This window comes from Halopenitus malekzadehii, from assembly GCF_900108505.1.
Lineage (GTDB): Archaea > Halobacteriota > Halobacteria > Halobacteriales > Haloferacaceae > Halopenitus > Halopenitus malekzadehii.
This window is the reverse complement of the sequence record NZ_FNWU01000003.1, coordinates 141,551-168,117: the sequence shown is the minus strand read 5'-3', so window position 1 is coordinate 168,117 and position 26,567 is coordinate 141,551. Positions and strand designations below refer to the sequence as shown.

General features: G+C 64.9%; 23 protein-coding genes. 12 read left to right on the top strand and 11 right to left on the bottom strand.

Features of this window, described 5'->3' with window-relative positions:
* Positions 1-22: 22 nt before the first annotated feature.
* The 4 genes from BLW38_RS08065 (at position 23) to BLW38_RS08050 (ending at position 4,298) form a co-directional block, all read left to right on the top strand.
* Positions 23-823 (top strand): SDR family oxidoreductase, encoded by an 801-nt coding sequence (locus BLW38_RS08065; protein WP_092816736.1) that lies wholly within the window; start codon positions 23-25, stop codon positions 821-823.
* Between the two features lie 74 nt (positions 824-897).
* Positions 898-2,025 (top strand): mandelate racemase/muconate lactonizing enzyme family protein, encoded by a 1,128-nt coding sequence (locus BLW38_RS08060; protein WP_092816735.1) that lies wholly within the window; start codon positions 898-900, stop codon positions 2,023-2,025.
* Between the two features lie 161 nt (positions 2,026-2,186).
* Positions 2,187-3,563: an MmgE/PrpD family protein gene (locus BLW38_RS08055; protein ID WP_092816734.1), complete on the top strand. Its 1,377-nt coding sequence runs from the start codon at positions 2,187-2,189 to the stop codon at positions 3,561-3,563.
* A gap of 48 nt (positions 3,564-3,611) precedes the next feature.
* Positions 3,612-4,298 carry a haloacid dehalogenase type II gene (locus tag BLW38_RS08050; RefSeq protein WP_092816733.1) on the top strand — a complete coding sequence of 229 codons (687 nt, stop codon included), beginning with the start codon at positions 3,612-3,614 and terminating at the stop codon, positions 4,296-4,298.
* A 66-nt stretch (positions 4,299-4,364) separates the two neighbouring features.
* Here BLW38_RS08050 and BLW38_RS08045 read toward each other — a convergent pair whose 3' ends face one another.
* From BLW38_RS08045 to BLW38_RS07995, 10 genes are all read right to left on the bottom strand, one after another.
* Positions 4,365-5,663 (bottom strand): RNA-guided endonuclease InsQ/TnpB family protein, encoded by a 1,299-nt coding sequence (locus BLW38_RS08045; RefSeq protein WP_092816732.1) that lies wholly within the window; start codon positions 5,661-5,663, stop codon positions 4,365-4,367.
* Between the two features lie 6 nt (positions 5,664-5,669).
* Positions 5,670-6,074, bottom strand: a complete 405-nt coding sequence (gene tnpA, locus BLW38_RS08040; RefSeq protein ID WP_092816731.1) for an IS200/IS605-like element ISHmu6 family transposase — start codon at positions 6,072-6,074, stop codon at positions 5,670-5,672.
* Positions 6,075-6,431: 357 nt separating this feature from the next.
* Positions 6,432-7,949: a tripartite tricarboxylate transporter permease gene (locus BLW38_RS08035; RefSeq protein WP_092816730.1), complete on the bottom strand. Its 1,518-nt coding sequence runs from the start codon at positions 7,947-7,949 to the stop codon at positions 6,432-6,434.
* Between the two features lie 37 nt (positions 7,950-7,986).
* Positions 7,987-8,508, bottom strand: coding sequence for a tripartite tricarboxylate transporter TctB family protein (locus tag BLW38_RS08030; protein WP_092816729.1), 522 nt, complete (start codon positions 8,506-8,508; stop codon positions 7,987-7,989).
* Between the two features lie 19 nt (positions 8,509-8,527).
* Entirely contained in the window at positions 8,528-9,709 is a 1,182-nt protein-coding gene (locus BLW38_RS08025) for a tripartite tricarboxylate transporter substrate-binding protein (protein WP_092816728.1), read from the bottom strand.
* 763 nt (positions 9,710-10,472) lie between these two features.
* A complete protein-coding gene (locus BLW38_RS08020) occupies positions 10,473-11,048 on the bottom strand; it encodes a MaoC family dehydratase (RefSeq protein ID WP_092816727.1) in 576 nt (191 codons plus the stop codon).
* A gap of 217 nt (positions 11,049-11,265) precedes the next feature.
* Complete coding sequence (locus BLW38_RS08015) at positions 11,266-12,645, bottom strand: MmgE/PrpD family protein (RefSeq protein WP_092816726.1); 1,380 nt, start codon at positions 12,643-12,645, stop codon at positions 11,266-11,268.
* A 76-nt stretch (positions 12,646-12,721) separates the two neighbouring features.
* Positions 12,722-14,173, bottom strand: a complete 1,452-nt coding sequence (locus BLW38_RS08010; RefSeq protein WP_092816725.1) for an acetyl-CoA hydrolase/transferase C-terminal domain-containing protein — start codon at positions 14,171-14,173, stop codon at positions 12,722-12,724.
* Positions 14,173-15,375 carry an acyl-CoA dehydrogenase family protein gene (locus BLW38_RS08005; protein WP_092816724.1) on the bottom strand — a complete coding sequence of 401 codons (1,203 nt, stop codon included), beginning with the start codon at positions 15,373-15,375 and terminating at the stop codon, positions 14,173-14,175. The genes BLW38_RS08010 and BLW38_RS08005 overlap by 1 nt, the downstream gene beginning before the upstream one ends.
* Before the next feature lie 868 nt (positions 15,376-16,243).
* On the bottom strand, positions 16,244-17,521 hold the full coding sequence (locus BLW38_RS07995; RefSeq protein WP_092816722.1) for an MFS transporter: 1,278 nt from the start codon (positions 17,519-17,521) through the stop codon (positions 16,244-16,246).
* A gap of 156 nt (positions 17,522-17,677) precedes the next feature.
* On the opposite strand from BLW38_RS07995, the gene BLW38_RS07990 reads away from it, so the two are divergent.
* The 4 genes from BLW38_RS07990 to BLW38_RS07975 all read left to right on the top strand — a co-directional run bounded on the left by BLW38_RS07990 (position 17,678) and on the right by BLW38_RS07975 (position 22,072).
* The gene (locus BLW38_RS07990) at positions 17,678-18,073 is read left to right on the top strand and encodes a universal stress protein (RefSeq protein ID WP_092816721.1); all 396 of its coding nucleotides are present in this window, start codon (positions 17,678-17,680) and stop codon (positions 18,071-18,073) included.
* Positions 18,074-18,154: 81 nt separating this feature from the next.
* The gene (locus BLW38_RS07985) at positions 18,155-19,501 is read left to right on the top strand and encodes an MmgE/PrpD family protein (protein WP_092816720.1); all 1,347 of its coding nucleotides are present in this window, start codon (positions 18,155-18,157) and stop codon (positions 19,499-19,501) included.
* A 109-nt stretch (positions 19,502-19,610) separates the two neighbouring features.
* The gene (locus BLW38_RS07980) at positions 19,611-20,573 is read left to right on the top strand and encodes a hydroxyacid dehydrogenase (protein WP_092816719.1); all 963 of its coding nucleotides are present in this window, start codon (positions 19,611-19,613) and stop codon (positions 20,571-20,573) included.
* Positions 20,574-21,139: 566 nt separating this feature from the next.
* Positions 21,140-22,072, top strand: coding sequence for a ketopantoate reductase family protein (locus BLW38_RS07975; RefSeq protein WP_092816718.1), 933 nt, complete (start codon positions 21,140-21,142; stop codon positions 22,070-22,072).
* Between the two features lie 85 nt (positions 22,073-22,157).
* Here BLW38_RS07975 and BLW38_RS07970 read toward each other — a convergent pair whose 3' ends face one another.
* Positions 22,158-22,382: a DUF7556 family protein gene (locus BLW38_RS07970; RefSeq protein ID WP_092816717.1), complete on the bottom strand. Its 225-nt coding sequence runs from the start codon at positions 22,380-22,382 to the stop codon at positions 22,158-22,160.
* Positions 22,383-22,661: 279 nt separating this feature from the next.
* Here BLW38_RS07970 and BLW38_RS07965 point away from each other — a divergent pair, with 279 nt between their 5' ends.
* The 4 genes from BLW38_RS07965 to BLW38_RS07950 all read left to right on the top strand — a co-directional run bounded on the left by BLW38_RS07965 (position 22,662) and on the right by BLW38_RS07950 (position 26,562).
* Complete coding sequence (locus BLW38_RS07965) at positions 22,662-23,510, top strand: CBS domain-containing protein (protein ID WP_092816716.1); 849 nt, start codon at positions 22,662-22,664, stop codon at positions 23,508-23,510.
* A 3-nt stretch (positions 23,511-23,513) separates the two neighbouring features.
* Entirely contained in the window at positions 23,514-25,310 is a 1,797-nt protein-coding gene (glyS, locus tag BLW38_RS07960) for a glycine--tRNA ligase (RefSeq protein WP_092816715.1), read from the top strand.
* A 5-nt stretch (positions 25,311-25,315) separates the two neighbouring features.
* Positions 25,316-25,966, top strand: coding sequence for a diacylglycerol/polyprenol kinase family protein (locus BLW38_RS07955; protein WP_092816714.1), 651 nt, complete (start codon positions 25,316-25,318; stop codon positions 25,964-25,966).
* 95 nt (positions 25,967-26,061) lie between these two features.
* On the top strand, positions 26,062-26,562 hold the full coding sequence (locus tag BLW38_RS07950; RefSeq protein WP_092816713.1) for a cation:proton antiporter regulatory subunit: 501 nt from the start codon (positions 26,062-26,064) through the stop codon (positions 26,560-26,562).
* Positions 26,563-26,567 lie beyond the last annotated feature (5 nt).

Sequence of the window (26,567 nt, the reverse complement as noted above, 5' to 3'; positions counted from 1 at the left end):
CTTCCGCCGTCACTCCGTCTAGATGGATCTCGAACTAGCAAACAGAACGGCGATCGTCGCCGCATCGAGCAAGGGGCTCGGCTACGCGTCCGCGCAGCGGCTGCTCGAGGAGGGTGCGAACGTCACGGTGTGTTCCCGGTCGATGGAGCGGGCCGAGGAGTCGGCGGCGTCACTGGCCGTGGAGGCCGACGTCGACGCCGATCGCGTGTTGCCCGTCGAATGCGACGTGACGAACCGGGACGACGTCGACCGACTCGTCGAGGAGACCGTCGACGAGTTCGGCGGCGTCGACGTCCACGTGAACAACCACGGCGGACCGCCGGCGGTGACCTTCGAGGAGGCGACCGAGGAGCAGTGGGACGACAGCTACGCCGGCGTCATCTCCAGCACGCGGTGGATGACCGAGGCGGTCCTGCCCCACTTACAGGAGAGCGACGTCGGGTCGCTCATCACGGTCACGAGCGCGTCAGCACGTGAACCACCCAAGGGGCACGCGATCTCGAACGTGTTCCGGCTGGGGCTGTACGGGCTCGCCAAGACGATCTCGCGGGAGTACGCCCCGGAGGTCCGGTCGAACGTCGTCACGCCCCGGTTCGTGATGACCGACCGGCTCAAGTACAAGGTCGAACGGCGCGCGGAGCATCGGGACATCACCGAGGAGGAGGCGTTACAGACCCGGATCGATGAAGTGTCGCTGGACCGGTCGGGTGATCCCGACGAGTTCGCCGACGCCGTCGCGTTCCTCGCCTCGCCGCGGGCGAGCTACATCACCGGCGAAGTCGTCAGCGTCGACGGCGGCTGGAGCAAGTACGTCCTCTCGTAGGACGACTGCCGATCCCGGTTAATATTGTTTATATCCCCTCATATTTACATACCGGAAGTGCTTGCTACACGAGCATGCAAATAACCGATGTTGAAACGGCAGTTCTCGGCAGTGCCGTCGATGCAGCCTCTCTTCCGGCGCAGGTCGGCGCTCGCGAACTCGAGATCAGCTCCGTCGTGGTGCGGATTCACACCGACGACGGCATCACCGGCTACGGCGAATCGTTCTACCGTTCCGAGGAGAACAATCGATTTCTCGCACAGTCGATCGACTCGCTGTCACGACACATCGAGGGGAAGGACCCCCGACACGTCAAGGACATCTGGCACGAGCTCTACCTCCACGTGAAACGGGCGGGTGCCTACGGCGCCCTGAGCGCGATCGACGAGGCGCTCTGGGACATCAAAGGCAAGGACGCCGGCAAGCCGGTCTACCAGCTGCTCGGCGGCCAGACCGGCGAGGTCCAGACGTACGCGACCTTCCCGGCCGACAAGACCGCCGAGGAGCTCGTCGAGTACGCCGACTGGCTCCACGAGAAGGGGTTCGAGGCGATGAAGATCGGCGCCGGCTTCGGCGTCGAGGAGGACCGTCACCGGATCCGGACCATCATGGACGCCGTTCCGGACGACTTCGGGCTCGCGATCGACGCGAACACCTCCTACGACGCGACCGACGCACGCCGCGTCGCGGAGACCGCGAGCGAGTATGAGGTCGAGTGGTTCGAGGAGCCGATCGCCCACACGGACATCCAGGGGCAGGCCGAGCTGACCCAGTCGGTCGACGTCCCGATCTCCGGCTACCAGACCCATACGCCGCATTACCCGGCGCTCGACCACCTCAAAGCCGGCGCGCTTGACATCTACCAGCCGTCGCTCGATTACGTCGGCGGCATCACCGGTGCCTCGCGCGTCGCGACGCTGGTTGAGGCGTTCAACAAGCAGCTCGTCCCCCACGCGCTCGGGCCCGCGATCAACTACGCGGCGAGCCTCCACGTCGCCGCCGCGAGCCGACAGTGCACCCTGATCGAGTTCGCCGTCCTCGACGACGACATCGAGGACCCCGGCGAGTACATCGCCGGTCCCTACATCGACAACCGCGAGGCGATCTACGTGCAGGATGGCGGCCGGATCGACCCGCCGAGCGAGCCGGGTCTCGGCGTTACCATCGACGAGGACGTCTTCGAGGAGTACCGCGTCGACTGACGGGGTCGATCGGCGGCCTCGATCACCGGTCCCGATCGGCGGCCTCGATCATCGGTCCCGATCGGCGGCCTCGACCATCGACTTCGGCTGACGGACGCGGGATCGTGTCCGTACGTTTCCGATTCCAATATATTTATCAGTAGTTACTTGGAGATACGACTATGCAACTGACCAGCGAGCTGCTCGCCGAGTACGCCGCGGAGACGGCGGACCGCGATTTCCCCGATTCGGTCGAGGCGAAAGCAAAACGACTGACGCTCGACACGCTCGGGTGTTGTCTGGGCGGATACACCAGTCCCCCGAGCAAGCGGCTGCGGTCGATATACGGCGGGTCCGCCGGCACCGACGACGCGACCGTGCTCTGTAGCGGGTCGCCGACGTCGCTCGAGTATGCCGGATTGTTGAACACCACGATGGCTCGGTACCTCGATTACAACGACACCTACATCAGCCAGGGACGGGCCTGTCACCCGAGCGACCACATTCCCGCGCTGCTGTCCGTGGCCCAAGCTGAGGGATGCTCCGGGATGGAACTGCTCCGGGCGATCGTTCTTGCCTACGAGGTCGAAGGGTTGGGGCTCGATACGGGCGTCACCTGGGGCAACGGGTACGACTACGTGACGTGGGGCTCGCTCGCAACCGCCGTCGCGGCCGGGTCGCTGATGGGGCTCTCCCGCAGCGAACTGCGGAACGCGATCGGGATCGTCGGCGCCTCGACCGTCTCGTTGGGGATCTCCCGGCGCGGCGAGGTGAGTATGTGGAAGGGGATCGCGACCGCCTACGCGACACATGGCGGGATCCAGGCCTGTCAGATGGCCCGTGCCGGCATCACCGGTCCCGAGGCGGTCTTCGAGGGGCCCGCGGGATTCTTCGAGGTCGTCGCCGATCGCGAACTCACGGTCGACCGGCTCGGTGGCCGTGACGGTGCCGACTACCGGATTATGGACGCTCACCTCAAGCCCTTCCCGTGTGGCTACTACATGCAGCCGATGATCGCCGGTGTGCAGGCGCTCGTTCAGGACCACGACATCGATCCCGACGCGGTCGAGGAGGTCGTGATCCACACCTTCGCCGAGGCGGCGGAGATACTGGCCGACGAGACGAAGTGGTCGACCGACCTCACGCGCGAGAGCGCCGACCACAGCATTCCGTACACGACCGCCATCGCGATCCTGTACGGCGACGTCACGCCCGATCACTACCACGCCACCCATCGCAACGACCCGACCGTCCACGCCCTGATGGAGCGCGTCGCCGTCGAGGACAGCGAGGACCTCACCGCGTTCGTCGAGGAACACCCCGATTCGACGCCGACCATCGTCGAGATCGTGGCCGACGGCCAGCGCTACGAGACGCGCCTCGATCACGCGCCCGGTCACGCTCGCAATCCCTTCAGCCGGGATCGTCTCGAGGCGAAACTCACCGAACAGGCCGCGGGACTGCTCTCCGACGATCAGACCGACTCGCTCGTGGATCTGTGTGACGACCTGGAGTCGCTCGATCGCGTCGATCCGATCGTCGACGCCACCATCGTGTGAGTTCCCGACCCGATCGATCTCACGTATGGCGCCCACCTCGTCCCACGTATGACCCTTGATTCATCCCGCGTTGACGCCGTGCTGGTCGATTCCTACAGCACGCTCGTCGACGTCGAATCGACGCGACATGCCCTCGAACCGTATACGGACGAGCCGCGGGCGGTTGCCCGCATCTGGCAGCTTCGGTCCCGAGAGTACGCGGTCGTCGGCAACGCGGTGGGCGTCTATCGCCCGGCCACCGAACGCCACCGGCACGCGCTACAGTACGCGCTCGACGTCCACGGCGTCGATGTGTCCGCAGCCGATCGCGAGGAAATCCTCGCGAGCTATCACGACCTCGACGTTTACGCGGACGTTCGCGACGGTCTGGAAGCAGTTCGTGACGCGGGCTATTCGATCGCGATCCTCTCGAACGGTGATCCGACCCTCCTCGAGTCGCTCGTCGAGACGGCCGAGATCGACGATCTTCTTCGGGCGACCATCAGCGCTGACGCGATCGAGACGTACAAGCCGGCCGCGAAGCTCTACGAGTACGCTGCGACGCGGCTGGATGTCGCTCCCGAAGCCCTGCTTCACGTCACGGCCAGCTGGAGCGACGTCAACGGCGCTCTCAACGCCGGGCTGCAGACGGTGTGGCTCGACCGAACGGACCGCTCGTGGGAGCAGTACGCACGTGACCCCGACGCGATCATCGACTCGCTCCGCGATCTCCCGTCGCTGCTCTCCTCCCCCTGACCGGACGACTGTGGGAGAACCAGACACTGACGTTGGTGATCCTCGCCCCGTGTGAACTACCCTACCCTACTCGCTCACGGCTGACGCCGTTCGCTTCTTGAGGGTAGGGCTTCCTGCTTCCACGACGCGCTTTGCAGATACAGGTGTATCCACAGGGAGCGCAGTCTCCACAGGCGTTGACGAGAGCGCAGCTCTCGTCCGCACATCAGAATCGCAACGCGATTCTGAGGACGTTGATTCGGAGTATCCCACTCCTACTTTTTCGAGGCCGCGAGAAAGAATGTTCCACGCCGCATTCGCGTCCCTGTCCGCCTCGAACCCACACGACGGGCACGAGTGTTCACGGACCCACAACGGCTTTTCCGTCGAGACACCACACGACGCGCACTCCTTGGTCGTACCACGCGGATTCACCGCGACGAAGTGCGTTCCCTCTCGCTTGCACTTGTATTCGAGCAACGAGAGAAACGTCCGCCACGCGGCAGACGCCGTGTTGCGGCTGTTCGACGGCGACTCCATCATCCCCTTCACGTTCAGGTCTTCAACCGCCACGAGGTCGTACTCCCGAGCGTAGTACGCTGAGAGTTTGTGCAAGAAGTCGCGGCGCTTCCGACGGAGATCGGCGTGACACTCCGCAACGCGCCGCCGTTGCTTCTCGTAGTTGTTCGACCCGTGTTGCTTCCGCGAGAGTTTCCGTTGCTCGCGTTCCAAACGTTCGCGTTCGTCGGAGAGGTCGAGCGACCCGACCGCCGTACCATCCGTGTCGTGGGCGTACTTGAGAATCCCCACGTCGATACCGACGCACTTCTCGGGAGTCTCAGGCGGTTCGGGCGGCTCACGGTCCATTTGGACGCCGAAGGTGGCGAACCACTCGCCCGTCGGTTCCTTCTTCACCGTGACCTGCTTGAGTGTGGCGTCGTCGGGGATGGGTCGGTGGAGCCGAATCGGAATGTCTGCGAGTTTCGAGAGTGACAGCACAGTCTGACCGCCCTTCTTGTCGAGCTTGAAGCCAGACTGACTGTAGGTGAAACTGCGGAACTCCCGTGGCGGCTTCCAGTTGAGTTGACCGACGCCGTAGCCGTTCTCCTTGAGCGCCGAGAGCCCTTTGAGATTGTCGAACAGGCGTTCCACGACGGTTTGGAGAACTTTCGAGTACACGTCGGAGAGGCCGTCCCACCACTTCTTGAGGTCGGGCAGTTTCGACCGCAGGGCGGTCATGGACGGCAGTTCTCCGTGTTCGTTTTGGTACTTGTTGAGGCGGTAGAGTGTATGGTTGTAGAGTTGCCTACAAATATCTCGGTGGCGGTCCAACTCTTCGCGGTGAGCATCGGACGGCTTGAGACGGTACTTGTAGGCGTAGTACATGGCTCTCTACCCGCGTTGGTTCTCGACGTACTGTTTCAGCACATCCAGCGACACCTGCCCCGTCGAGATGAGGCAGTACGAGTCGTTCCAGAACGAGTCTCCCCACAGTTCGGTCTTCAGTTCGTCCGCGTACTCGTTGCGGATTCGGCGGGCGGTCGCGCCCTTGACCGTGTTGATGAACTTCACGAGGTCTGTGGTTGGTTTCGCTCGGAACAGGATGTGTACGTGGTCGTCCTCGCCATCGAGGTTTGTCAGTTCGACACCGTAGTTGTCCGTGAACCCGCTGATGACCTCGTGAATGAATTGGGTTCGCTCCTCGGTTAGCACTCCGCGCCGATACTTCGTGGTGAGTATCAGGTGGTAGTGCAGGGAATACGTCGAGTGCGCTCCCGAGTCGAGGTCGTACTCCATTGGGTTCGGTCAATACTATGCTACCCTACTGCAAAAACGTTACGACTGCGTGGGCCTGTAACCGTAGAGTGTATGAGAACCGTGCGGCGCTGTATCCCCTCCCTGCTCGCTCCTCCCGTTCGGTCGGCGCTCGCTGAGGAAGGGGGCTTACCGCCTCAAGTCAGCTAAACCGGAGCGTTACGGATCCTTCCTCATTGCGCGACGACGACGCTAGCAGGGCGGAGATATGACACCGTCCGCGTTTCGTGCCGTCGACAGACCCGAACGATGGAAGGGAACGCGGAACGATGCGGCCCCGTCGACAATGATTACCTGAAATGGGAACCGACGTCCGGACGCGGCGCGTCCGGGGGCGGTTCAGTCGAACAGGCCCGCGAACCGCGGCTGTAGAACCTGCTTGAGCAGGTTCGCGAGGGGGCGTCCAAGCAGCGAGACGGCGATCAACACCCAGAAGATGTTCGCGATCGTCGTCTCGAAGAAGTACGTGTAGTCGTTGCCGCTGATCAGCATACTCCTGAGGAACGCGCTCTCGACGATCGGACCGAGAACGACGCCCAGGATCAACGGCACCGCCGGGTAGTCGTTCTGCCGCATCACGACTCCGACGATTCCGAACAGGAGCATCAGCCACGCGTCGAACATACTGGTCCGAAGCGCGTACGCGCCGATGACCGTTAAGACGAGGATCACCGGGACGATATACCGACTCGGCAACAACACCACGCGGACGATATATCGCGAGATGGCGAACGCGAATATCAACAGGATGACGTTGGAGATGAGCAGCGACACGATGATCAGGTTCGCCTCGAAGGCGAAATCCTGCATAAAGGTCGGCCCGGGCTGGACGCCGTGGAGCAACAGCGCGCCCAGCATCACCGCGGTCGTCCCGCTCCCGGGGATCCCGAGCGCCAACGTCGGCACCAGCGACCCGGCGGTCACGGCGCTGTTGGACGACTCAGAGGCGATGACGCCGTCCGGATTCCCTTCACCGAACGACGACGGATCCGAGGACATCAGCTTCGCGATCGCCCAGCTGACGAAGTTCGCGATCGACGTCCCCGCGCCGGGCATCGAGCCGACGAGCAGTCCGACCGTCATCGCGCGAAGCGTCTGGAACGGCCGCGAGATCACGTATCTGAAGCCCTCGAGAATGCCGGAGTACGACGTCTTCACCGACGTGTCCTCGCTGATCTGATCCTGATTGATGAGGAAGAACAGCTCGGTGATCGCGAACACACCGATGATGATCGGGATGAACGGCACCTCGTCGTACAGGGCGAAGTAGCCGAAGTCGAGCCGGCGCTGGCCGGTCGTCGGGTCGATCGGCATCGCCGCGATCAGCAGGCCCAGGAACCCCGAGAAGAGCCCCTTTCGGAGGTTTTCCCCGAGCGTGGCACCCACCGCAGCCAGTCCGAACAGGCCGAGGACGAAGATCTCGCGGTTCGTGAACTGGAACGCCAGCTGACCGATGGGATCGAGTAAGACGAGGATGATGATCGCTGCGAGTATCCCGCCGATCACGCTGGCCAGTATCGATATGCCGAGGGCCTTCGACGCCTTCCCCTGTCTCGACATCGGGAACGCGTCCAGGACGGTCGCCGTTGCACCCGAGGTTCCGGGCGTATTGATAAGCACTGCCGGGATCGCGCCACCGTAGTTCGCGCCGATGTAGATGGCGGACATAAACGCCAGCGCGATCGCCGGCGACATCGGAAGCGTGATCGGGAGCGCGATCGCCACCGTGTTCGCGCCGGTGAAGCCCGGGATCGAACCCGCCACGACGCCGACGCAGACGCCGGCGATCAGGATGGCGAGGTTCCCCGGCGTGAACAGGATGCCGAGCGCCTCGATGATCGGCTGTACCGCGGTCATCGGCCGATCACCTCGCTGAGGGCGGTCCGCGGTCCCGTCATAGGAACAGTCCCTCCGGCGGCGACATATTTAGGAAGTTGATGAATACCCGGATCACGACCAACACGGTCACCGTGATCAGGATCACCCGTCGGTAGTCCCGTTCCCCCGCAACGACCATCAGCGACGCGATCAGGAGCGTGGAGGAGACGAAGAACCCGAGGAAATCAACTAACCACAGGTAGATGAAGCCGAACACGGCGAGCGCGATCGACTTCCGCCATTTGTGGGCCCGGTCGGTTATCGAGTCGACGAACGGCGGTCGGTCCTCGTTTCGGCGGATTCGCCAGATCGCACGTAGTTCCTGTACGTACACGCCGAGCGTGAGGAGAACCAGCACGCCAATGACGGCATACGGATACCGGAGGTTCAACATCGAGATCCGCCCGTGCACGCTGTTCACATAGAGGATCGACAACACCAGCGCTGCCGTCGGGAGCACGAGCCGCTGGATCGCCTCCTCACCGACCGCGAATTTGTCTGTACCCTCAGTTACTGACTCGTTTTCATTGGCAGACATAATAAAAAAATGACGGCGTTCAGTTCTGGACGTACTCGTTGAACAGGGGGATGAACTCCTGGTACGTCTCGTAGTCTCCGATGTTCGCCTCCAGCGTCGCCTCGGGACCCATGTAGTCCAGCTTGCCGGATTCGTCGTAGTCGCCGCCCTCGAGCTGGGAGATGTACTCGTCGCTTTCCATCGCCGCCTGGAACGACTCGACGAGGTGGTCGAACTGGTCGGGATTCTCGTCCGCCAGGGCCGCGCTGACGAACCAGAAGTATCGACCGACCGTCCCGGCGAAGTCGATGTCGGTGCCGAGAGCCTCGTTGACCGGCGGGGCGTCGTCGGTCAGCTCGGGCCAGCGGTTCTCGTCCCAGAAGACGCCGATACACTGGGAATCCTCGATGATGTCGAGGCTGTTGTAGACGCTGCGGTTGGCAACGTCGATCTCACCCTGCAACAGCGCGGTCTGCGTCGGTCCGCCGCCGTCGTAGGGGACGTACTGGAACGAGGCCTCGGTGGCTTCGGCCAGCTTGATGTTCGCCAGCATGTTTCGTTTCGTCGGGCCGGAGGCACCGACGGTGATCTCGTTGTCCGCCGCGTAATCGACCAGCTCCTCGATCGTCGAGAAGCGGTCCTCGTCCTCCCGGATGCGGAGGATGGACATCTGGCTGACGTGGTTCCCGATCGGCATCATATCCTCAACGCCGTAGCCGGTGTCGGTTCCCTCAGCGTCGTCGAAGGCGACCGCCGCGCCGGCCTCCGGCGTCGCGACCATCCCATACGTGTGGAGACTGTCCGCTTCGAGCACGGTCCGAACGCCGCGCCGCGTTCCGGCACCGGCGATATACTCGGGAGCAACCTCGACGCCGACTTCCTCGGTGAAGTACGGCTGGATCTGACGGAATTCGCGGTCCACACCGCCACCCTCGGAGTACGCGACGACGCCGGTTAGGGGCTCGGAGGGGAAGTCAGATCCGCCACCGTTGCCGCCACCGTTTCCGTCGCCGTTGCCGCCACCGTTTCCGTCGCCGTTGCCGCCACCGTTTCCGTCGCCGTTGCCGCCACCGTTTCCGTCGCCGTTGCCGCCGCCGTTTCCGTTGCCGCCACCGTTGCCATTGCCGCTGCCGTTTCCGTTGCCGGTACATCCGGCAACCAGTCCGACCGTCCCAGTCGCAAGGCCTGATTTCAGGACTTGCCGTCTATTAACACGTTTCATGGTGCATCCATAACATACCCACACCCGATTAAAAGGGTTTTTGACTTTATTTGACATACTTTGCCGACGGAGCCGCTTTGGATCGACGGCCGCGAGATGACCGATCAGCACGGCCGCTATGACCGGACGCCGACGTCAATTTGGTGCCGACGTCGATGGCTGGTGACCATCGCTCGCCGATGGTCGACGGAAAAGTGATCGAGATGGACGATCGCAGTGGTGGAGATGGACGATCGCCGATGGTATGGTCAACCGAACAGGGGGCGATGAATGGGAGATTGATAGGGAACGATGGACGACAGATAGCGACGTGTGACCGGTTCCGGAAGCCGGTGCTCTTCTCCACTATTTCTATATTCAAATAGAAATACTCAATTGATATATCGGCTGGTGACGACGTTACAGAGTCACGTCTCCGCTGCTCTCGTTCGATCGTGACGGACGGCTTCGATCGTTTCCGCCCCGATTAGTGGCCGTATTGTGTCGATCTCGGCAGTCTATTCCGTGATACCGATATCTGCCCACCACCGAAACCCCTCATCTCCACGATTTTTCACCCGTCAGAATATATGTCGATATATAAATATAACTGTCGATATCACTACTTTATGACTGGCTCTTGTGGTGGCTGGTTCGGTGGGTAATCCACCCAGTCCTACCCACTCCCGTCGCTCCGCTTCGGTTGCTCGTTGCGGTTGGCGGCTCCACCCCCCACAGTGCTGAAACGGGTCCCCATCTGCCGGTCGCCGCGCCCTCGACGTGGTTAGAGATCCTTGGGCTGTGTCCCGATCCCCTCGGGCCATCCCGGCGGGGTCGCGGCGCTCGGATCGGCGTGTTCGCGTTTGAGAACCATCGGGGTTCGCTCCAGGCTCAACACGAGATCGTCGTTCTGGTTGTACGCTCGCAGTTCAGTCTCGACGATCCCGACGTGGTCGCGGGATTCGAGCTCGCGCTTGCTGAGCACTTCGCTTTCGGCGAACAGCGTGTCGCCGTGGAAGACTGGGTTGTGGTGGCGCACGTTGTCGTAGCCAAGGTTTGCCGTCGCGTTGACCGACACGTCGATGACGCTCATCCCGACCGCTAACGCGATGACGAAGGTCCCGTCGACCAGGCGTTCGCCGAACTCCGTCTCGGCGGCGTATGCCTCGTTGAAGTGCATCGGGTTGAGGTTCATCGTCACGTTCGTCATCCAGACGTTGTCGGTCTCGGTGACCGTCCGGCCGAACGGATGTTTGTACACGTTCCCGACCGCGAAGTCCTCGTAGTAGCGTCCATGCCACCCAGCGATCAGTTCCCTGTCCTGCGCGTCCGAATCGTCGTCGGTATCCGTGGTCGTCATATATTCGTCACTCTCGATCGGTCGTTGATCGGCACCGATCAGCGGATCCTTTCCGCCGCGCCATCATAACTGTATGGTCCCGTCCCCCAGTACGCTGTTCGTCCTACACCCGACACACGCCACCCTACATCCGAGATATGGCCACCTACACCCGACACACGCCACCCTGCCACCTGAACCCTATACCCTCCCCTGTCCGGCACGTGTGTGGCTACCGTTACTCCGCCGCGGCGATCGCCGTCGGAACCGACTCGACGCTCGCCAGCGACGTGAAGACGTCGTGTAACTCGGCGGCGACCGGTTCCTCGAGCACGACCGTGGCACAGTCGATGAACTTTCGGCGATACGCCGCGGCCGAGAGCGGATCGTCGTGTGTTCCCGGCGGTCGCTCCAGCTCCCGGCGGTAGGTCGCCCCGTCGTCGGTCTCGATCCGCACCGTGGACGCGTGTGCGTCGTAGGCAAGGTCGGCGTCAGTGTGATGCGTGACGCGCTCGCGAACGCGCTGGACGGCCCGATCGTCGATCGCGTCGTCGTCGAACGTTCCGAGGGCGACGCGGTCACGGACCGCAGCGCTCGCCACGCAGTACTCCATGGAGAACTTCGCCTCCAATCCCGTCGTCGGGTCCGAATGGCTCAACGCGTCGGCGGCCCCCGGTGACGCGGTGACGGTGATGTCCTCGATCGTTTCGGGATCTAGAGACTCCCGGTCACGGATGTCCTGTGTCGCCGCGATCGCCGTGTGAGTGAAATAACAGCACGGGTACGCCTTGGCGTTGATACCCACTTCCGCAAGCCGCCAGCGGTCGCCGATCGAGAACGCGTCGGCGTCGCCGGCCTCGGCGTCCACACCGTCGTCCTCGCTCCCTGCGGGGCCGTACAGATCCCAGAACCCGCCGTCACCGCTCACCGCGGTCGCGTCGGCCGAGAGCCCGTCGCGCGCCAGGCGGGCGGCAGTGACGCCCGACCGGCAACAGAGCCCGGCGTGGAGCGGTTTCGTCATCGATCCGAAGTTCCGTTTCAGCCCGGCGACCGTCGAGGCCGCGATGGACAGTGCGGTCGCGGTCCGGTCGGCGTCCAGCCCGAGGAGGTGTGCCGCCGCCGCGGTCGCCCCGAACGTCCCGAACGTCGCGGTGGCGTGCCAGCCGCGCTCGTAGTGTGCCGGGCTGATCGGCTCGGCGACGGCGCATTCCGTCTCGAACCCGGCGGCGTACGCCGTTATGAAGTCCTGTCCGCTCGTCTCCGCGTCGGCGAGTGCAAACAGCGCCGGCACGAGCGTGACGCTCGGATGCCCGTCCATCGCCCACGAGAGGTCGTCGTAATCGAGCGCGTGGCTGGCGGTTCCAACCCGGAGGGCGACCTCCGCCGGCGACGCCGATGCGTCGAGTCCGAGCAGCGATGCGGCGTCCGCCGTGTCGGGATCGGGACCGTCTGATCGTGTCGTCGCGCGTCCAACCTGCGCGACCGCGCCCGCGAGCGTGACCCCGATCGTGTCGAGAACGGCCCGTTCGATCGTCTCGATCGCCTCGTCCGGGACGTCGCGATACTCGAGGTCGGCGACGAACGATCCGATCCGTTGCTCCGGTGACGTCGGTGACATACATAGCGATACGTCCCGGGGTAGTAAATCGTTACCGTGTCACGATGCAGCGTATGCGTCCTCCCGATGTCCGCGATCACCGATCGACGTGCCAGTCGAGTGCCGTCTCGATGTCGTGGGGGATGTGCCCGCCGCGTCGCTCGCCGCGTTCGAGGTACTCGTGCAGGTCGTCCCTGTACGCCGGATGCGCGCAGTTCTCGATGAGCGCCGTGGCGGTTTCCCGCGGCGATGCCCCGCGGAGGTCCGCGACGCCCTGTTCGGTGACAACGACGTCGATATCGTGTTCGGTGTGGTCGACGTGGGGTGTCATCGGGACGATCCGGGAGATGTCGCCGTCGGCCGCGGTCGCGGGGAGCGCGAGCACGGTCAACGCCGCGTTGCGGTTGAAATCGCCGCTTCCACCCACGCCGTTCAACACTCGCGTTCCGTTGACGTGCGTCGAGTTCACGTGTCCGAAGAGATCGACCTCCAGGGCGCTGTTCACCGCGACGACGCCGAACCGGTCGATCAGCGTCGGGCTGTTCGAGAGGTCCGCCGGGCGGAGCACGATGTCCTCGGCGTACCGGTCGACGTGCTCGAACAGCCGGTCTTGCCCCTCTGCGGAGAGGGCGAGCGAGGTCGCGCTGGCGGTCGCCAGGTCCCCGTCGTCGAGCAGGTCGAGGAGGCCGTCCTGGATGACCTCTCCGAAGTAGATCAACTCGCGATCGCCGAGGTCGGCCTCGCCGAGCGCCCCCATCAGCGCGTTCCCGAGGCTGCCGACCCCGAACTGGATCCGCAGGGAGTCCCGGAACAGCGGCGACCGCTCGACTTCGGCCTCGAGGAACGTCCGGAGCGCGTCGGCGATGGCGCGGTCGTCGGCCGTCGGATCGCGGAATTCGTAGGGCTGATCCCGACGGTCGGACTCCACGACCCCGACCAGCGACTCGGGAGCGAACGTGACGCGGTCGGTGCCGATCCGGCCACCGGGATCCCGCAGCGGGATCGGCTCCCGGTTCGGCGGCCGTCCCGTCCGATAGACGTCGTGAAACGCACGGACGTCCCGGGGGACCGTCCGGTTGACCTCGACGATCAGCCGGTCGGCGTTCTCGACGAACGCGGGCGTCTGTCCGATGCTGGTCGTCGGGATCAGCCAGTCAGGGCCTACCGCGAGGGCCTCGATGATCGCGACGTCGCCGTCGGCCAGGTCACCGTAGAGGACTTCGTCGCCGAGCGTGCTGATGTTCCTGTCGTGAAAGGCGACGCGACCGTCGTTGATCGCCGCCTGCGACGTCGCGCGAGCCTGGTAGGGAAACCGCCGCTCGAGGGCTCCCGCCTCGACGAGCGCGTCGTCGATCTCCGGCCCGACGCTCCCGCCGCTCACCACGGTGAGGGATCGATCGCGGTCCGACTCCGCCAGCGCGAGCGGGACGACCTTCGGGTAGCCGACGCTGCCGAACCCGCTCACGAGCAGCGTGTCGTCGTCGCCGACCTCGCGGGCCGCCTCGGTCGCTGAGAGGCGCGGGGGATCCCCGGTGATGCGGTCCCTCATCAGTACGATCGTGGCAACCCGAGAACGTTTTCGCCGATGTAGTTCAACGCGAGCTCCTGCGTGATCGGAACCAGCCGCGTGAGACGTGCCTCACGGAGGTACCGTTCCACGTCGTACTCCCGCGCGATGCCGAACCCGCCGTGGGTCTGGACGGCGGCATCGGCGGCCTCGAAGGCGGCCTTCGCGGCCAGGAACTTCGCCATGTTCGCGCGGGCGCCGACGCTCTTGGAATCCGTTTCGTCGTCCACGACGCTGGCGGCGTCGTACACCATTCCCTTCGCCGCCTGGACGTGTGCGTGCCCCTCGGCCAGCGGGTGCTGGATGGCCTGGTTCGAACCGATCTTCCGGTCGAAGACCTCCCGCTGGTTCGCGTACTCGACGCCCGCCTCGATCGCGGCCTCTCCGAGCCCGATGCACTCGGCGGCGATCACGAGCCGCTCCTCGTTGAGGCCGTCGAGCATCTGATAGAACCCCTCGCCCTCCTCGCCGATCACGTGTGAGGCGGGAACCCGGAGATCCTCGAAGAACAGTTCATAGGAGTGGACGAAGTTGCTGGCCGTCTTGTCGATCCGTTCGATCTCGAGGCCGCCCTGGTCGTAGGCGTCCTCGAGGTCGACGAGGAACATCGTGAGCCCGCGCGTTCGCTTCTCCACGTCCTCCTTCGGCGTGGTTCGGGCCATCAACACGAGGTAGTCGCTCGCGTCGACCCGCGAGATCCAGATCTTCTGGCCGTTGATGACGTAGTCGTCGCCGTCGCGGACGGCACGCGTCTCGATCGATGTCGAGTCCGAACCCGCGTTCGGCTCCGTGAGGCCGAACGCCTGGATCGATGTCTCGCCGCTGGCGACCGCGGGGAGGAGGTCGGATTTGAGCTCCTCGCTGCCGTATTCGACGATCGGCACGGAGTTGTAGATCGCGCCGTGGACGGACTGTGCGGCGCTGAAGCCGCCGCCGGAGGCCGCGATCTCCTCCATCATCACCACGACCTCCTCGGTGCCCATGTCGGCGCCGCCGTACTCCTCCGGGAGCAGCGCGCCGAACCATCCGCCGGCGGCGAGCTCGTCGACGAACTCCTGCGGGTACTCGCCCTCGGCGTCCTGCTCGCGCCAGTATGCCGCATCGAAGTCCGAACAGATGTCGCGTATCGAGTCACGTACCAATCGCTGTTGATCGGTGAGCTTGACGGTGTCTCTCTGAAGCATTGAAGTATCATACAAAAACATACCGATCATAATAAAGCTATTGAACGGGGAAGTTCGTGGTCCCGATACCCGAGACGTGATCGGCCCCGATACCACATCCCGGTCGACGCTCCCGTGCTCGATATCGTTCCGTCATACGGAATAAACGTCCGCCTGCCGTCCGTATCGATTCACCGCTGATCCCCCTCGTGTCGGCTACACGGCGTGTCTCTGTGTGTGAGTTGTGTGTGTGTGTGTTTATGTCATTCGCCGTCTCCGTCGTTCGCTGCGGATCGATGCCTCGACTGCACCCGTCACGGCGTGCCGTGATGTCCCCACCCGCCACCCCACATTCGTTCTGTATGATCGAACGAATTGCCGTGCGCGATCACATCGGCGGTTCGATTCGGATCGCTCTCGAACCGCATCCTCCCGGGTGAGTGAGGCGTCATCGCGCGATGTGGTATGCTCTGCCGATGCGGCACGGTCCGCCGACGAGTCCGTTCCGTCGTTCCGCTTCGTCGTTCCGCTTCGTCGTTCCGCTTCGTCGTTTCGCTTCGTCGTTCCGCTCCGTCGAGTCCGCTCCGATCGGTTCATCGGGGTGTCATCTCCGCTGTTCGCGTCGATCGACGGATCCGTTCCCATCACCGTTCGGGCATCCGTCGTCGTTCGTGGTTCCACCGTTTCCTCGTCGTTGCCGACGCACGCCGCGATCGAGAATCAAATTACACAAGTAGTTATGTAAATACAATCCGCACGGCGCGTCGTTCAGTCCGGTTTCACGATCCTCGCCTGTTCGAGTATGTGGAACGATAGCCTCCACAACGCTCGATACGGGCCACCGGGATCACGCTGGTCGCATCAGGCTGGTCGCATCAGGCTGGTCGCATCACGCTGATCGCATCACGATGATGAGCACCACCGATCCGGCGAGGACCGCACTCAGGAAGGAGAATGCCGCGATGTAGCCGCTCACGTCGGAGATGTATCCGACCGCGGCAGGCCCGATCGCCCCGACCGCGGTCATCAGCGTCCGGACGATCCCGAACGTCCCGCCACGAATCGACTCCGGGATGAGTTCCATCAGATGTGCATCGCGGACGGGCCTGAACCCGTGAAACCCGATCCCGATCAGCAACGTGATCCCGCCGAGGGCCCACACGCCGTCGACGAACAGTATCAGCGTCAGGCCGACGACGATCACGGACAACAGACTCAACATAATGTTCACCTGGCTGAGCCGATCGCTGATCCAGCCGGTCGCGGTTTGCGTCAGGCTCGCGACGAACAGGAGGCTGTACACGAGGCTCGCGGTCTCGTCCGCGAGGGGCTTTGCGTCGATGAGGAACAGCGGCAGAAACGAGGTGAACCCGTTCCAGGCGAAGGTGTACGCCATCACGATGAGGACGAACAGCAGGAACTTGGTGTTGAAGAAGATCTCCCTGTAGGAGACGTCCTCGTCGTCTTCGACGTCCACCCCTTCGTCATCCTCGACGCCCTGCACGTCGTCATCCTCGACGCCCTGCACGTCGTCGTCGCCGTCGTCGTCGACGATCCCCACCGGGGCTTCGCGCCGAACCACCCGGACGTAGAACAGCCCTGCGAACGCGGCGCTCACCGCCGCCCCCGTCAGAAAGGCGACGTTCCACGGGAGCGCCGATACCAATATCACGGCGATGAAAAGCGGTGCTGCGGCGCCGCCGAACTGGCCGATCGTGTCCATCACCCCGATGGCGAATCCCTTCCGTTCGGCGTACGTTCGGGAGAGGTACGGGATCGCGACGGTCTTGTGGATCCCCGTCGTGAGCCCGATCAGAACCGCCGATCCGGCAAGCGTCGGGAACGTCGGGGCGCTGGCCGCGATCAGGGCCGCGACCGCGAACCCCGCCGCGCCGCCGGCGATCATCTTGGCTTCGCTGACACGGTCCGCGAGCGTCCCCGCCGGGAACTGGACGATCGAGTACCCGATGAGCAGCGCCGTAAACAGGAGTCCGGTCTCGGTGTTCGAGACGCCGTAGGTCGTCTGAAACGTATCGAACAGCGGCGGGAACAGGTATCGAAGCCCCTGCACGAGGAACCAGATCCCCGAGATCAACAACACGACCTCATAGGAGGCAAGGCGATCGCGGACGGTTCCCGCTCGCTTCGCGAGATTCCGGGTGACCATTGTACTGTGTGTGACTCCTTCGCGACGGATTTCTCGCACGCCGGTTTACCTCTTCGGTTTCTGTGGGGTCTTACCGGATCCGATCGGCGTCGTGAGGACGGGCTCTCCGACAGCTACCCCCAACCGTTATTATGGTCCGCCCTGTCGATACCGGATATGGTAATCGTGGCAGCCGTTGACGACACGACCGATGTCGATAGTGTCTCCGAGGGACGGACCCTTGCCGGCGCGTTCAATGAGGAGCTTCACGTCGTGCACGTTCGCGACCGCGAGGAAGTCGAGGCGGCAAGCGGCGGTACGGAGACGGTTCTCGAGGGTGCCGAAAGCGACGCGGCGGACATCGCCTCAGAGGTGACCGACGACTTCGTCCCGGTCGGCCGGATCGGGGACCCGGCACAGGAGCTCGTGAGCTACACGAATTCGATCGATGCCCGCTACCTCGTTGTCGGCGGCCGGAAGCAGACGCCGATCGGCAAGGCGTTGTTCGGCAGCGTGACGCAATCCGTGTTGCTCTCGACGGAGATCCCGGTCGTGACCGTTCCGGCGGAATGACCGACGAGCAACCGGTGTCAGCTCGTCGACCGTGATCCGTGACAACGAAACGCTAATGTGACCGGACGGCGACTCCCGGGTATGGGAGAAACAGCCGTACTCTGTGAGTTCATCGAGTCGACGACCTACGACGACATCCCGGATCCGGTACTCGATCACGCCAAGACCGCGATCATGGACAACGTCGGGGTCTCGCTGTTCGGGGCCCACCACGAACTCGGCGACACGATCTACGACTACGTCGACGCCCACGGCGGGGACGGGGAGGCGACCGTGTATGCCCGTGAGCCGCGGTCGGCGCCGGCCGCCGCGCTCGCGAACGGGGCGTTCGGCCACGCCGTCGACTACGACGACACCTTCGAGTCGATCGTGATCCACCCGACCTCACCCGTCTTCTCGGCGGCGCTGGCCGCCGCCGACGAGGTCGACGCCTCGAGTACCGACCTCCTCACCGGCTACGTCGTCGGCTGTGAGGTCGCCTACCGGGTCGGTCACAGTACGTATCCCGAACACTACCAGAACGGATGGCACAGCACCGGCACCGCGGGATCGTTCGGTGCTGCTGCCGCGGCGGCGACGGTGCTGGACCTCGAGGGCGACGCGATTCCTAACGCGCTGGGGATCGTCGCCTCCGGCTCCTCGGCGCTGAAGAAGAACTTCGGAACGATGACGAAGCCGCTCCACGCCGGCCACGCGGCACAGATCGGCGTTCGGGCCGCGCTGCTGGCTCGCTCCGGATTCACGGCCGATACCGAGATCCTCGAGGGGAAGATCGGCTACAACCGCGTGATGACGATCGACGACGCCTACGACCCCGCCGAGATCACCGACGGTCTCGGCTCGGACTGGGCGGTCCCCGACATCGGGTTCAAGCCGTATCCGTCCGGCGTGATCACCCACGCCGCGATGGACGCGATGCGCGATCTCGTCCAGGAACACGACCTCTCGCCCGAGACCGTCGAGGACGTCGTCGTGACCCTCGACGACGCGGCCAGCGAGATGCTCCACCACGAACAGCCGGATAACGCCCTGCAGGCGAAGTTCTCCATCGAGTTCTGCCTCGCCGCAGTGCTCCGTGAGGGCGACGCCGGCATTCACGAGTTCACCGACGAGTACGTCCAGGAGCCGGCGACGAAGGAGGCCGTTTCGATGGTGTCGCGTGCGTTCGAGGAGAACCTGTTCGACGAGGAGTTCGCGGGATACGGTGCCATCGTCCGCGTGACCACCACGTCCGGCGAGAGCCTTCGCGGGGAGATGCAGTACGCTCCGGGCAGCCCGAACAACCCGGTCAGCGAGGAGCGGCTTCAGGCGAAGTTCCGCGAATGTGCCGAGACCCGACTCGACCCCGAGCGCGTCGACGACCTCGCGGAGACGATCCGGACCCTCGAGGACGCCGACCTCGAGACGTTCCGCGATATCGTCGCCTGATCCGCGCCTGGCGCCGGTCTCGGTCACCAGCACCCGGATTCATCCACCACCCCCACCATCGCCCACGCTCCCCCGAACAGTTTTCACACATGGGTGGTAATGGCGCCTCGTGAGCCACGACATCCTCAGTACGCGATCGATCGATCGCGTCGAGTCGGCCTTCGACGGCGTCAACGTCCGCGTGATCGACAAGCAACGCTACGACCCCCAAACGCTCCGCGACTACGTCGACGGCGCCGAGGGCCTGTTCGTCCACTCGGAAAACGAGTACGACGCCGACCTCATTCGAAACGCGCCGAACCTCAAAGCGATCGCGAAGCCGGGGTCGGGAATCGACAACATCGACGTCGAGGCGGCCACCGAGGAGGGCGTCGTCGTCCTGCACACGCCCGGGATGAACGCGGTCGCGGTCTCGGAGTTCACCGTCGGCGCGATCCTTTCACACATCCGGCGCATTCCCGAGGCACAGGACCACATCGAGGCCGGCGGCTGGCGCTCGCAGGACTGGTGGGGGACGGAACTGCGCGGCAAGACCGTCGGCATCATCGGACTCGGGGCCGCCGGCTCCGAGACGGCGAAACGGATCCGCCCGTTCTGTGAGCGGATCGTCGCGTACGACCCCTATATCTCCGAGGAGCAGGCCGCCGACGTCGGCGCGGAGCTCGTCTCGTTCGACGACCTGCTCGCGACGTCGGACGTCACCTCGGTTCACGTCCGGCTCACCCCGGAAACGCGCGGGTTGATCGGCGCGGACGAACTCGACGCGATGCGGGAGTCGGCCCTCCTCGTCAACACCTCACGCGGTGCCGTGATCGACCGCGAGGCGCTCCACGACGTTCTCGAGGAGGATCGGATCGGCGGCGCGGTGCTGGACGTGTTCCACGAGGAACCGCCGTCGCCGGACGACCCCGTGCTCGGCCGGGACGACACCCTCACGACGCCACACCTCGCCGGCGCCACCGTCGAGACGCGGACGATGATGCTCAACGTCACCGCGGAGAACCTCATCGCCGTCCTCGAGGGGCGGACGGTCGACGAGGAGTACGTCGCCAACCCGGACGTCCTCGAGTGAGTCCCGCCGTGCCCCCGGGAAGGGGCCGGATCGGGTGTGCGGGATCGGGTGTGCGGGATCGGGTGTGCGGGATCAGTATGATGGGTGATCGGTACTCCGATGACGCACGGGCGTCCTTAGAAGAGTAATATAATGTGTATATTCATATACTATATTAATTCAAATGCTATATAAACAAAATAATATCTTCCTCCATCGATACCTCACATAGCGATTGAGACACGTAGAAATCGGTAAAACCGTCCGTGAACTCCGATCGTCGTCGCCGATCGCGTCTCGATCGCTGGTCGTTGCTGCGCCCCGGATCGATGTGCCGAATAACGCGCGTATTCCGGTGATCGGCGACGTCGACGCCGTCTCTGACGCGTCGGTGACGTCCGAACGCCATCTTATATTATTAATAATATGTCTGATCACAATTCAATATATAAATTCGATGTTTTGGTCCGCCGCGGATCGAGGATCGACCGGCCGATGTCCCGGCTGGCCGTCCGCTTCGGAACCATCGATCGCTTTCCGCCCCTGGACCACCAACCGTTTTGCCGATCCACGTCGGATCCGGATGTATGCGGATCCTCGTCTTCGGCGCCGGCAGCCTCGGGAGCCTGGTCGGCGGGCTGCTCGCCCGAACCCACGACGTCACGCTCGTCGGTCGGGACCCACATATGTGCCGGGTTCGCGAGGACGGCCTCCGGATCGAGGGGGCGATCGAGGCACACACACGGCCGCGCGCGCTCACCGACGGCACGGGCGAGCGTGCCGACCTGGCGGTCGTGACGACGAAGGCCGGCGACACCGACGCCGCCGCCCGCGTGCTCGCGACCGGTCGCTACGACACCGTGGTCTCCCTCCAGAACGGACTCACCGAGGAACGGCTCCTCGCGGCGCTGGACACGCGCATCCTCGCGGGCACGGCCACCTACGGCGCGCGCCTGGTGGCGCCCGGACGCGTCGAGTGTACCGGCGTCGGGGAGGTGACGGTCGGAGCGCTCTCGGGGGGGCAGGACCCCGCCGCCGAGCGCGTCGCGTCGGCGTTCCGTGCCGCCGGGATCACGGCCGCCTCGGCGGCCGATATGCCCCGGCGTCGCTTCCGCAAGCTGGCGGTCAACGCCGGGATCAACGGGCCGACGGCGCTCGCCGACGTCGACAACGCCGCGGTGGCCGCCGGCCCCGCGAGTGAGGTCGCTCGCGAGGCGGCCTGCGAGGTCGCGGTGGTCGCCCGTGCCGAGGGGGTCGACCTCTCAAACGGCGACGCGCTCGCGGCCCTCGAACGCGTCGCGGACGCGACGGCGGCGAACCACTCCTCGATGCGGCAGGACCGGGCGGCCGAGCGCTCGACCGAGGTGGACGCGATCTACGGGGCGGCGATCGACCGCGGGGAGACCCACGGCGTCGAGACGCCGACCTGTCGAACGATCGCGGCGCTGGTTCGGGCGTGGGAACGCGAACGAGGTCTTCGACCGACCGACGCCGCCGGACGTGGACTCTCGCACCGCTGACGGCGGTGGTGGCTGAGGGCGGAGATTGCTCTGACGGCGGTGGTGGCTAAGGACCGTCGCCGCTCTCTGCGGTCGCTCCGAACGGTTAGCACCACTCCTCGAGGACCGTGGCGTCGGACTCCTCGACCGACACCCACGCGTCCTCCCGGGAGACGTCCGCGATGACGAACTCCGACCGGGACGGGGTGGCGTCGATCGACGCCATTACGTCGGGTGATGACACCGGCTCGAGCGCGTCCCGCGCGTGCGGCAGCGGCGGGTCGCGTGGTTTGGTGTCCGGCTCGTCCCAGGGGGTGGAACTCCGTGACATGGTTGACATCAATTCGCACTCACATATAAACTCATCGAACCGAATCCACGAACCGCGGCGGTATACACGATCGTGGTGGACAAACGACTATCGAACACGTTTCCAAGCGTGTGGATGTGGTGTTTACCGTTCAATAATACCTTGGTATTGAAACTGATACCGGGCGGAGACGCCGATATCGGTCGAACCCCGACGGCACCGTGATCGAACGGTCGATACGGCGTGAACCGTCGGGCGCCCTTCGCAGTATACAAGAGGTATGGTGGCGAAAGGCGGGCTATGAACGTAGCCGACGCGATGACGCCACGCTCCGATCTCGTCGTCGTCGAGATCCCCGGGACGCGCGACGACGTCCTCGAGTACATTCAGGACCACGGATTCTCCTCCGTTCCCGTCGTCAAGGAGACCGACTCGGGCGAGGTCTACCGCGGCCTGGTCTCCCGCGACGACCTGATCGATCATCCCGACGAGGACCAGCTCGCGATGTTGATGCGGGATGTCCCGACGACCGGCGCCGACGTGGACATCCGGGAGGCGGCCGCCGTGATGGTCGCCGAGGACGCACGTCGCCTGCCGGTCGTCGACGGTGACGCGCTCGTGGGGATCCTCACCGTGACCGACGTCGTTCGCGCCATCGCGCGCGAGGACGTCGACGGGGACGCCGCGGTCGGCGACCTCGCGACGCCGTCGGTCAACGCCACCTACGTCGACGCGCCGCTCCCGGTGGCCGGACGCGAGATCGGCCTCTCGGCCGTTCCGTACGCGGTCGTTCTCGACGACGACGCGACGATGGCGGGGATCCTCACCGAGGTCGACATCCTCGCGGTCGCTCGCGTCGTCGAGGGTGAGGAGGGAACCGGGGACAGCTTCGCCAACCAGGACGACGAGTGGGCCTGGGAGGGGATCAAGGCGGTCGGCAACCGGTATCTCCCGACGCGCAACGTCGAACTGCCGGTCGGCCCCGTCAGCGAGTTCATGACCGCCGACGTCGTGACGGTCTCGGGGCGGCGGACCGCTGCGGCAACGGCCCAGGAGATGATCTCCAACGACGTCGAACAGATCCCGCTCGTCAGCGGCGGCGAGCTCTCCGGCATCGTTCGGGACGTCGACCTGCTGGAGGGGCTGTAAGCGATGGCCGGCGAGCAGCTCATCGAGCTGGCGAAGCGCCGGGGGTTCTTCTTCGGCTCGAACGGCGCCTACGGCGGGACGGCCGGTTTTTATACCTTCGGTCCGCGCGGCGCCGCGCTCAAGCGGAACGTCGAGGACGCCTGGCGCGACCGGTTCACGCTCAAGGAGGGGAACCACGAGATCGAGGCCCCGACCGTGATGCCCGAGCCCGTCTTCGAGGCGTCGGGTCACCTCGACGGATTCGACGACATGCTCGTCGAGTGCGGCGAGTGTGGAGTCTCCCACCGCGCTGACCACCTCATCGAGGACGCAACGTCGATCGCGGACGCGGAGACGCTTCCTGGCTCGGAGGTCGAGCTGCTCATCCGCGACCACGACATCGCCTGTCCGAACTGCGGGACGCCGCTTGCGGGCCAGGACGTCGAGGACTTCAACCTGATGTTCTCGACGAACATCGGCCCCGGCGACGCACAGCCCGGATACCTTCGTCCCGAGACCGCACAGGGCATCTTCGTCGAGTTCCCGCGGATCAAGGCGTACGCCCGCGGACAGCTCCCGTTCGGGGTCACCCAGATCGGTCCGGCTTACCGTAACGAGATCTCGCCGCGGGGCGGCCTCCTGCGGCTCCGGGAGTTCACCCAGGCCGAGCTCGAACAGTTCATCGACCCCGAGGACGACGACCCGCCGCTCGACCGCGTCGCCGACGTCGACGTCCGGCTCTATCCGGCCGCCGCACAGGAGGCCGACGACGGGGACTACCTCGACACGACGGTCGGCGAGGCGGTCGCTGACGGCGTCATCGGCTCGGCGTGGGTCGGCTACTACCTCGGCGTCGCGCAGGAGTGGTACGAACGGATCGGGGTCGACATGGGCCGGTTCCGGTTCCGGCAGCACCTCCCCGGCGAGCGTGCCCACTACGCGGCCGACTGCTGGGACGCCGAAAGCGAGGTCGGCGGCGACTGGATCGAGATCGCCGGATTCGCCGACCGAGGCACCTACGACCTCTCGAAACACGACGCCCACGCCGACGACTCCTTCACCGTCTTCAAGCGGTACGACGAGCCCAAGACGGTCGAGCGGGCGACGGTCGATCCCGACATGTCCGTGCTCGGTCCCGAGTTCGGCGGGGACGCCGGTGCGGTCGCCGAGGCGCTCGAGGCGCTGGCCGAACGCGACCCTGACGCCTTCGATGCCGAGACGGTGACCGTCGATCTTCCGGATGACGACGCCGCCACCGTCGACACGGACGTCGCGAACTTCTCGATCGAGACGGAGACGGAGACCGGCGAACACATCATCCCGAGCGTCATCGAGCCCTCGTTCGGGATCGGTCGGATCGTCCAGACCGTCCTGGCGCACGCCTACACCGTCGACGAGATCGACGGCGAGGAGCGCACGTACCTCGAACTCGCGCCCGAGATTGCACCGGTCGACGTCGCGGTGTTCCCGCTCGTGAGCAACGACGACCGCCTGGTCGACCTCGCCGACCGAATCGCCGGGGACCTCCGCGGCCACGGGCTCTCGGTGGCCCACGATGACTCCGGATCGATCGGCCGGCGCTACCGGCGACAGGACGAGATCGGCACGCCGTTCTGCGTCACGGTCGACCGCGACGGGCTCGAGGGCGAGGGTCCCGATTCGGTCACGGTCCGCGAGCGTGACGCGGCGAGGCAGGTCCGAGTCCCGGTCGACGCGCTCGCGGAGGAACTGGCCGCACTGCTCGGCGACGGTGATGCGGCGAGCTTCGAGACCCTTCTCGAACGATACGACTCGGTCGAGACGGACGTCGAGGCCGCCTGAGGCGGATGCCGGCTCCCCGACCCGAGAGCGAGAGCGCCCACGATTCGGGTTCAGCCGGCTGGCGCGACCGGATAGAGCTGGAGCGCCGGCTCGTTCACGCGGGCGGGGCCTTTTATGTCGCGCCGTATCTGCTGGGATGGATCGACTGGCCCGAAACGCGGATCCTCCTGCTTGCCGGGCTGTGTGTCGTCGCAGTCCTCGAGTTCCTTCGACTCGGGATCGGGTGCGACCACGCGATCTTTCGGACGCTGACGCGCTCCTACGAGCGGGACAACGTGGCGGGATACGCCCTCTACCAGCTGAGTATGACCGGCGTCGTGGTCTGGTTTTCCCCGTCGATCGCCATCCCCACGCTGTGGATGCTGGCGTTCGGCGATCCCGTAAGCGGCGCGCTCGGGAGGAACGCAGCCGACGAGTACAAACGCCCGGCGGTCTGGATCATCACCTTCTTCGTCTGTGTCGCCGTCGCCGTCCCAATCACGGTCCCGGCGTTCGGACCCACGATCGGCACCCTCGCGGCGGTCGTCGGCGCGATCGGTGCGACGATCGCCGATGGGCTTCCGCCGCTGATCCGCGGCCAGCCCGTCGACGACAACCTCACGATCCCGCTGTTCGCCGTGACGGGGATCTGGAGCGTGGTCGCGGTCCTTGGGTGATGGATCGGCCGCGGCGGCCTCGTGGATGACTGTCCGATCCACGGACGCCGCCGGACCGCGTCCCTTTATGAATCCCTTCGCCCAACGATCGTGATATGACGGTCACAGAGACGGAGCTTCCCGGAGTCGGGAAGAAACACGAGATCGACCTCGGCGACGGGGAGACGCTCGTGATCCTGACGCACAACAGCGGTCGCCGGGAAGTCTATAAACGACCGACTCCGGACGCCGACTCCGAGAAGCTCTTCGACCTCCCCGACCAGCTCGCTCGGACCGTCGGGACGATCCTGGAGGGGGCGTACTTCCAGCCCGTCGAGCACGACGTGCAGGAGGCGATGCTGCCCGGCGGCGCGATGCTGGAGTGGTTCGAGGTTACCGAAGGCTCCCCGGTCGTGGGGAAGACGCTTGGGGAGATGGACTTTCGTGCCGAGACGGGCGCATCGGTCGTGACGATCCAGCGGGGCGAGTCAGAGGTCATCGCCAGCCCCGGCCCGGACACCGCTCTCGCGGTCGGCGACACCCTCATCGTCGTCGGCGACCGCGAGAGCGTCGAGGCGCTGGGTGAACACCTCGGCCGACCGGTCGACGAACGGTGATCGAC

Excerpts from the sequence above, each read along its gene's own strand:
- BLW38_RS08065 (WP_092816736.1), top strand. The coding sequence starts at position 23 with ATGGATCTCGAACTAGCAAACAGAACGGCGATCGTCGCCGCATCGAGC.
- BLW38_RS08060 (WP_092816735.1), top strand. The coding sequence starts at position 898 with ATGCAAATAACCGATGTTGAAACGGCAGTTCTCGGCAGTGCCGTCGAT.
- BLW38_RS08055 (WP_092816734.1), top strand. The coding sequence starts at position 2,187 with ATGCAACTGACCAGCGAGCTGCTCGCCGAGTACGCCGCGGAGACGGCG.
- BLW38_RS08050 (WP_092816733.1), top strand. The coding sequence starts at position 3,612 with ATGACCCTTGATTCATCCCGCGTTGACGCCGTGCTGGTCGATTCCTAC.
- BLW38_RS08045 (WP_092816732.1), bottom strand. The coding sequence starts at position 5,663 with ATGTACTACGCCTACAAGTACCGTCTCAAGCCGTCCGATGCTCACCGC.
- tnpA (WP_092816731.1), bottom strand. The coding sequence starts at position 6,074 with ATGGAGTACGACCTCGACTCGGGAGCGCACTCGACGTATTCCCTGCAC.
- BLW38_RS08035 (WP_092816730.1), bottom strand. The coding sequence starts at position 7,949 with ATGACCGCGGTACAGCCGATCATCGAGGCGCTCGGCATCCTGTTCACG.
- BLW38_RS08030 (WP_092816729.1), bottom strand. The coding sequence starts at position 8,508 with ATGTCTGCCAATGAAAACGAGTCAGTAACTGAGGGTACAGACAAATTC.
- BLW38_RS08025 (WP_092816728.1), bottom strand. The coding sequence starts at position 9,709 with ATGAAACGTGTTAATAGACGGCAAGTCCTGAAATCAGGCCTTGCGACT.
- BLW38_RS08020 (WP_092816727.1), bottom strand. The coding sequence starts at position 11,048 with ATGACGACCACGGATACCGACGACGATTCGGACGCGCAGGACAGGGAA.
- BLW38_RS08015 (WP_092816726.1), bottom strand. The coding sequence starts at position 12,645 with ATGTCACCGACGTCACCGGAGCAACGGATCGGATCGTTCGTCGCCGAC.
- BLW38_RS08010 (WP_092816725.1), bottom strand. The coding sequence starts at position 14,173 with ATGAGGGACCGCATCACCGGGGATCCCCCGCGCCTCTCAGCGACCGAG.
- BLW38_RS08005 (WP_092816724.1), bottom strand. The coding sequence starts at position 15,375 with ATGCTTCAGAGAGACACCGTCAAGCTCACCGATCAACAGCGATTGGTA.
- BLW38_RS07995 (WP_092816722.1), bottom strand. The coding sequence starts at position 17,521 with ATGGTCACCCGGAATCTCGCGAAGCGAGCGGGAACCGTCCGCGATCGC.
- BLW38_RS07990 (WP_092816721.1), top strand. The coding sequence starts at position 17,678 with ATGGTAATCGTGGCAGCCGTTGACGACACGACCGATGTCGATAGTGTC.
- BLW38_RS07985 (WP_092816720.1), top strand. The coding sequence starts at position 18,155 with ATGGGAGAAACAGCCGTACTCTGTGAGTTCATCGAGTCGACGACCTAC.
- BLW38_RS07975 (WP_092816718.1), top strand. The coding sequence starts at position 21,140 with ATGCGGATCCTCGTCTTCGGCGCCGGCAGCCTCGGGAGCCTGGTCGGC.
- BLW38_RS07970 (WP_092816717.1), bottom strand. The coding sequence starts at position 22,382 with ATGTCACGGAGTTCCACCCCCTGGGACGAGCCGGACACCAAACCACGC.
- BLW38_RS07965 (WP_092816716.1), top strand. The coding sequence starts at position 22,662 with ATGAACGTAGCCGACGCGATGACGCCACGCTCCGATCTCGTCGTCGTC.
- glyS (WP_092816715.1), top strand. The coding sequence starts at position 23,514 with ATGGCCGGCGAGCAGCTCATCGAGCTGGCGAAGCGCCGGGGGTTCTTC.
- BLW38_RS07955 (WP_092816714.1), top strand. The coding sequence starts at position 25,316 with ATGCCGGCTCCCCGACCCGAGAGCGAGAGCGCCCACGATTCGGGTTCA.
- BLW38_RS07950 (WP_092816713.1), top strand. The coding sequence starts at position 26,062 with ATGACGGTCACAGAGACGGAGCTTCCCGGAGTCGGGAAGAAACACGAG.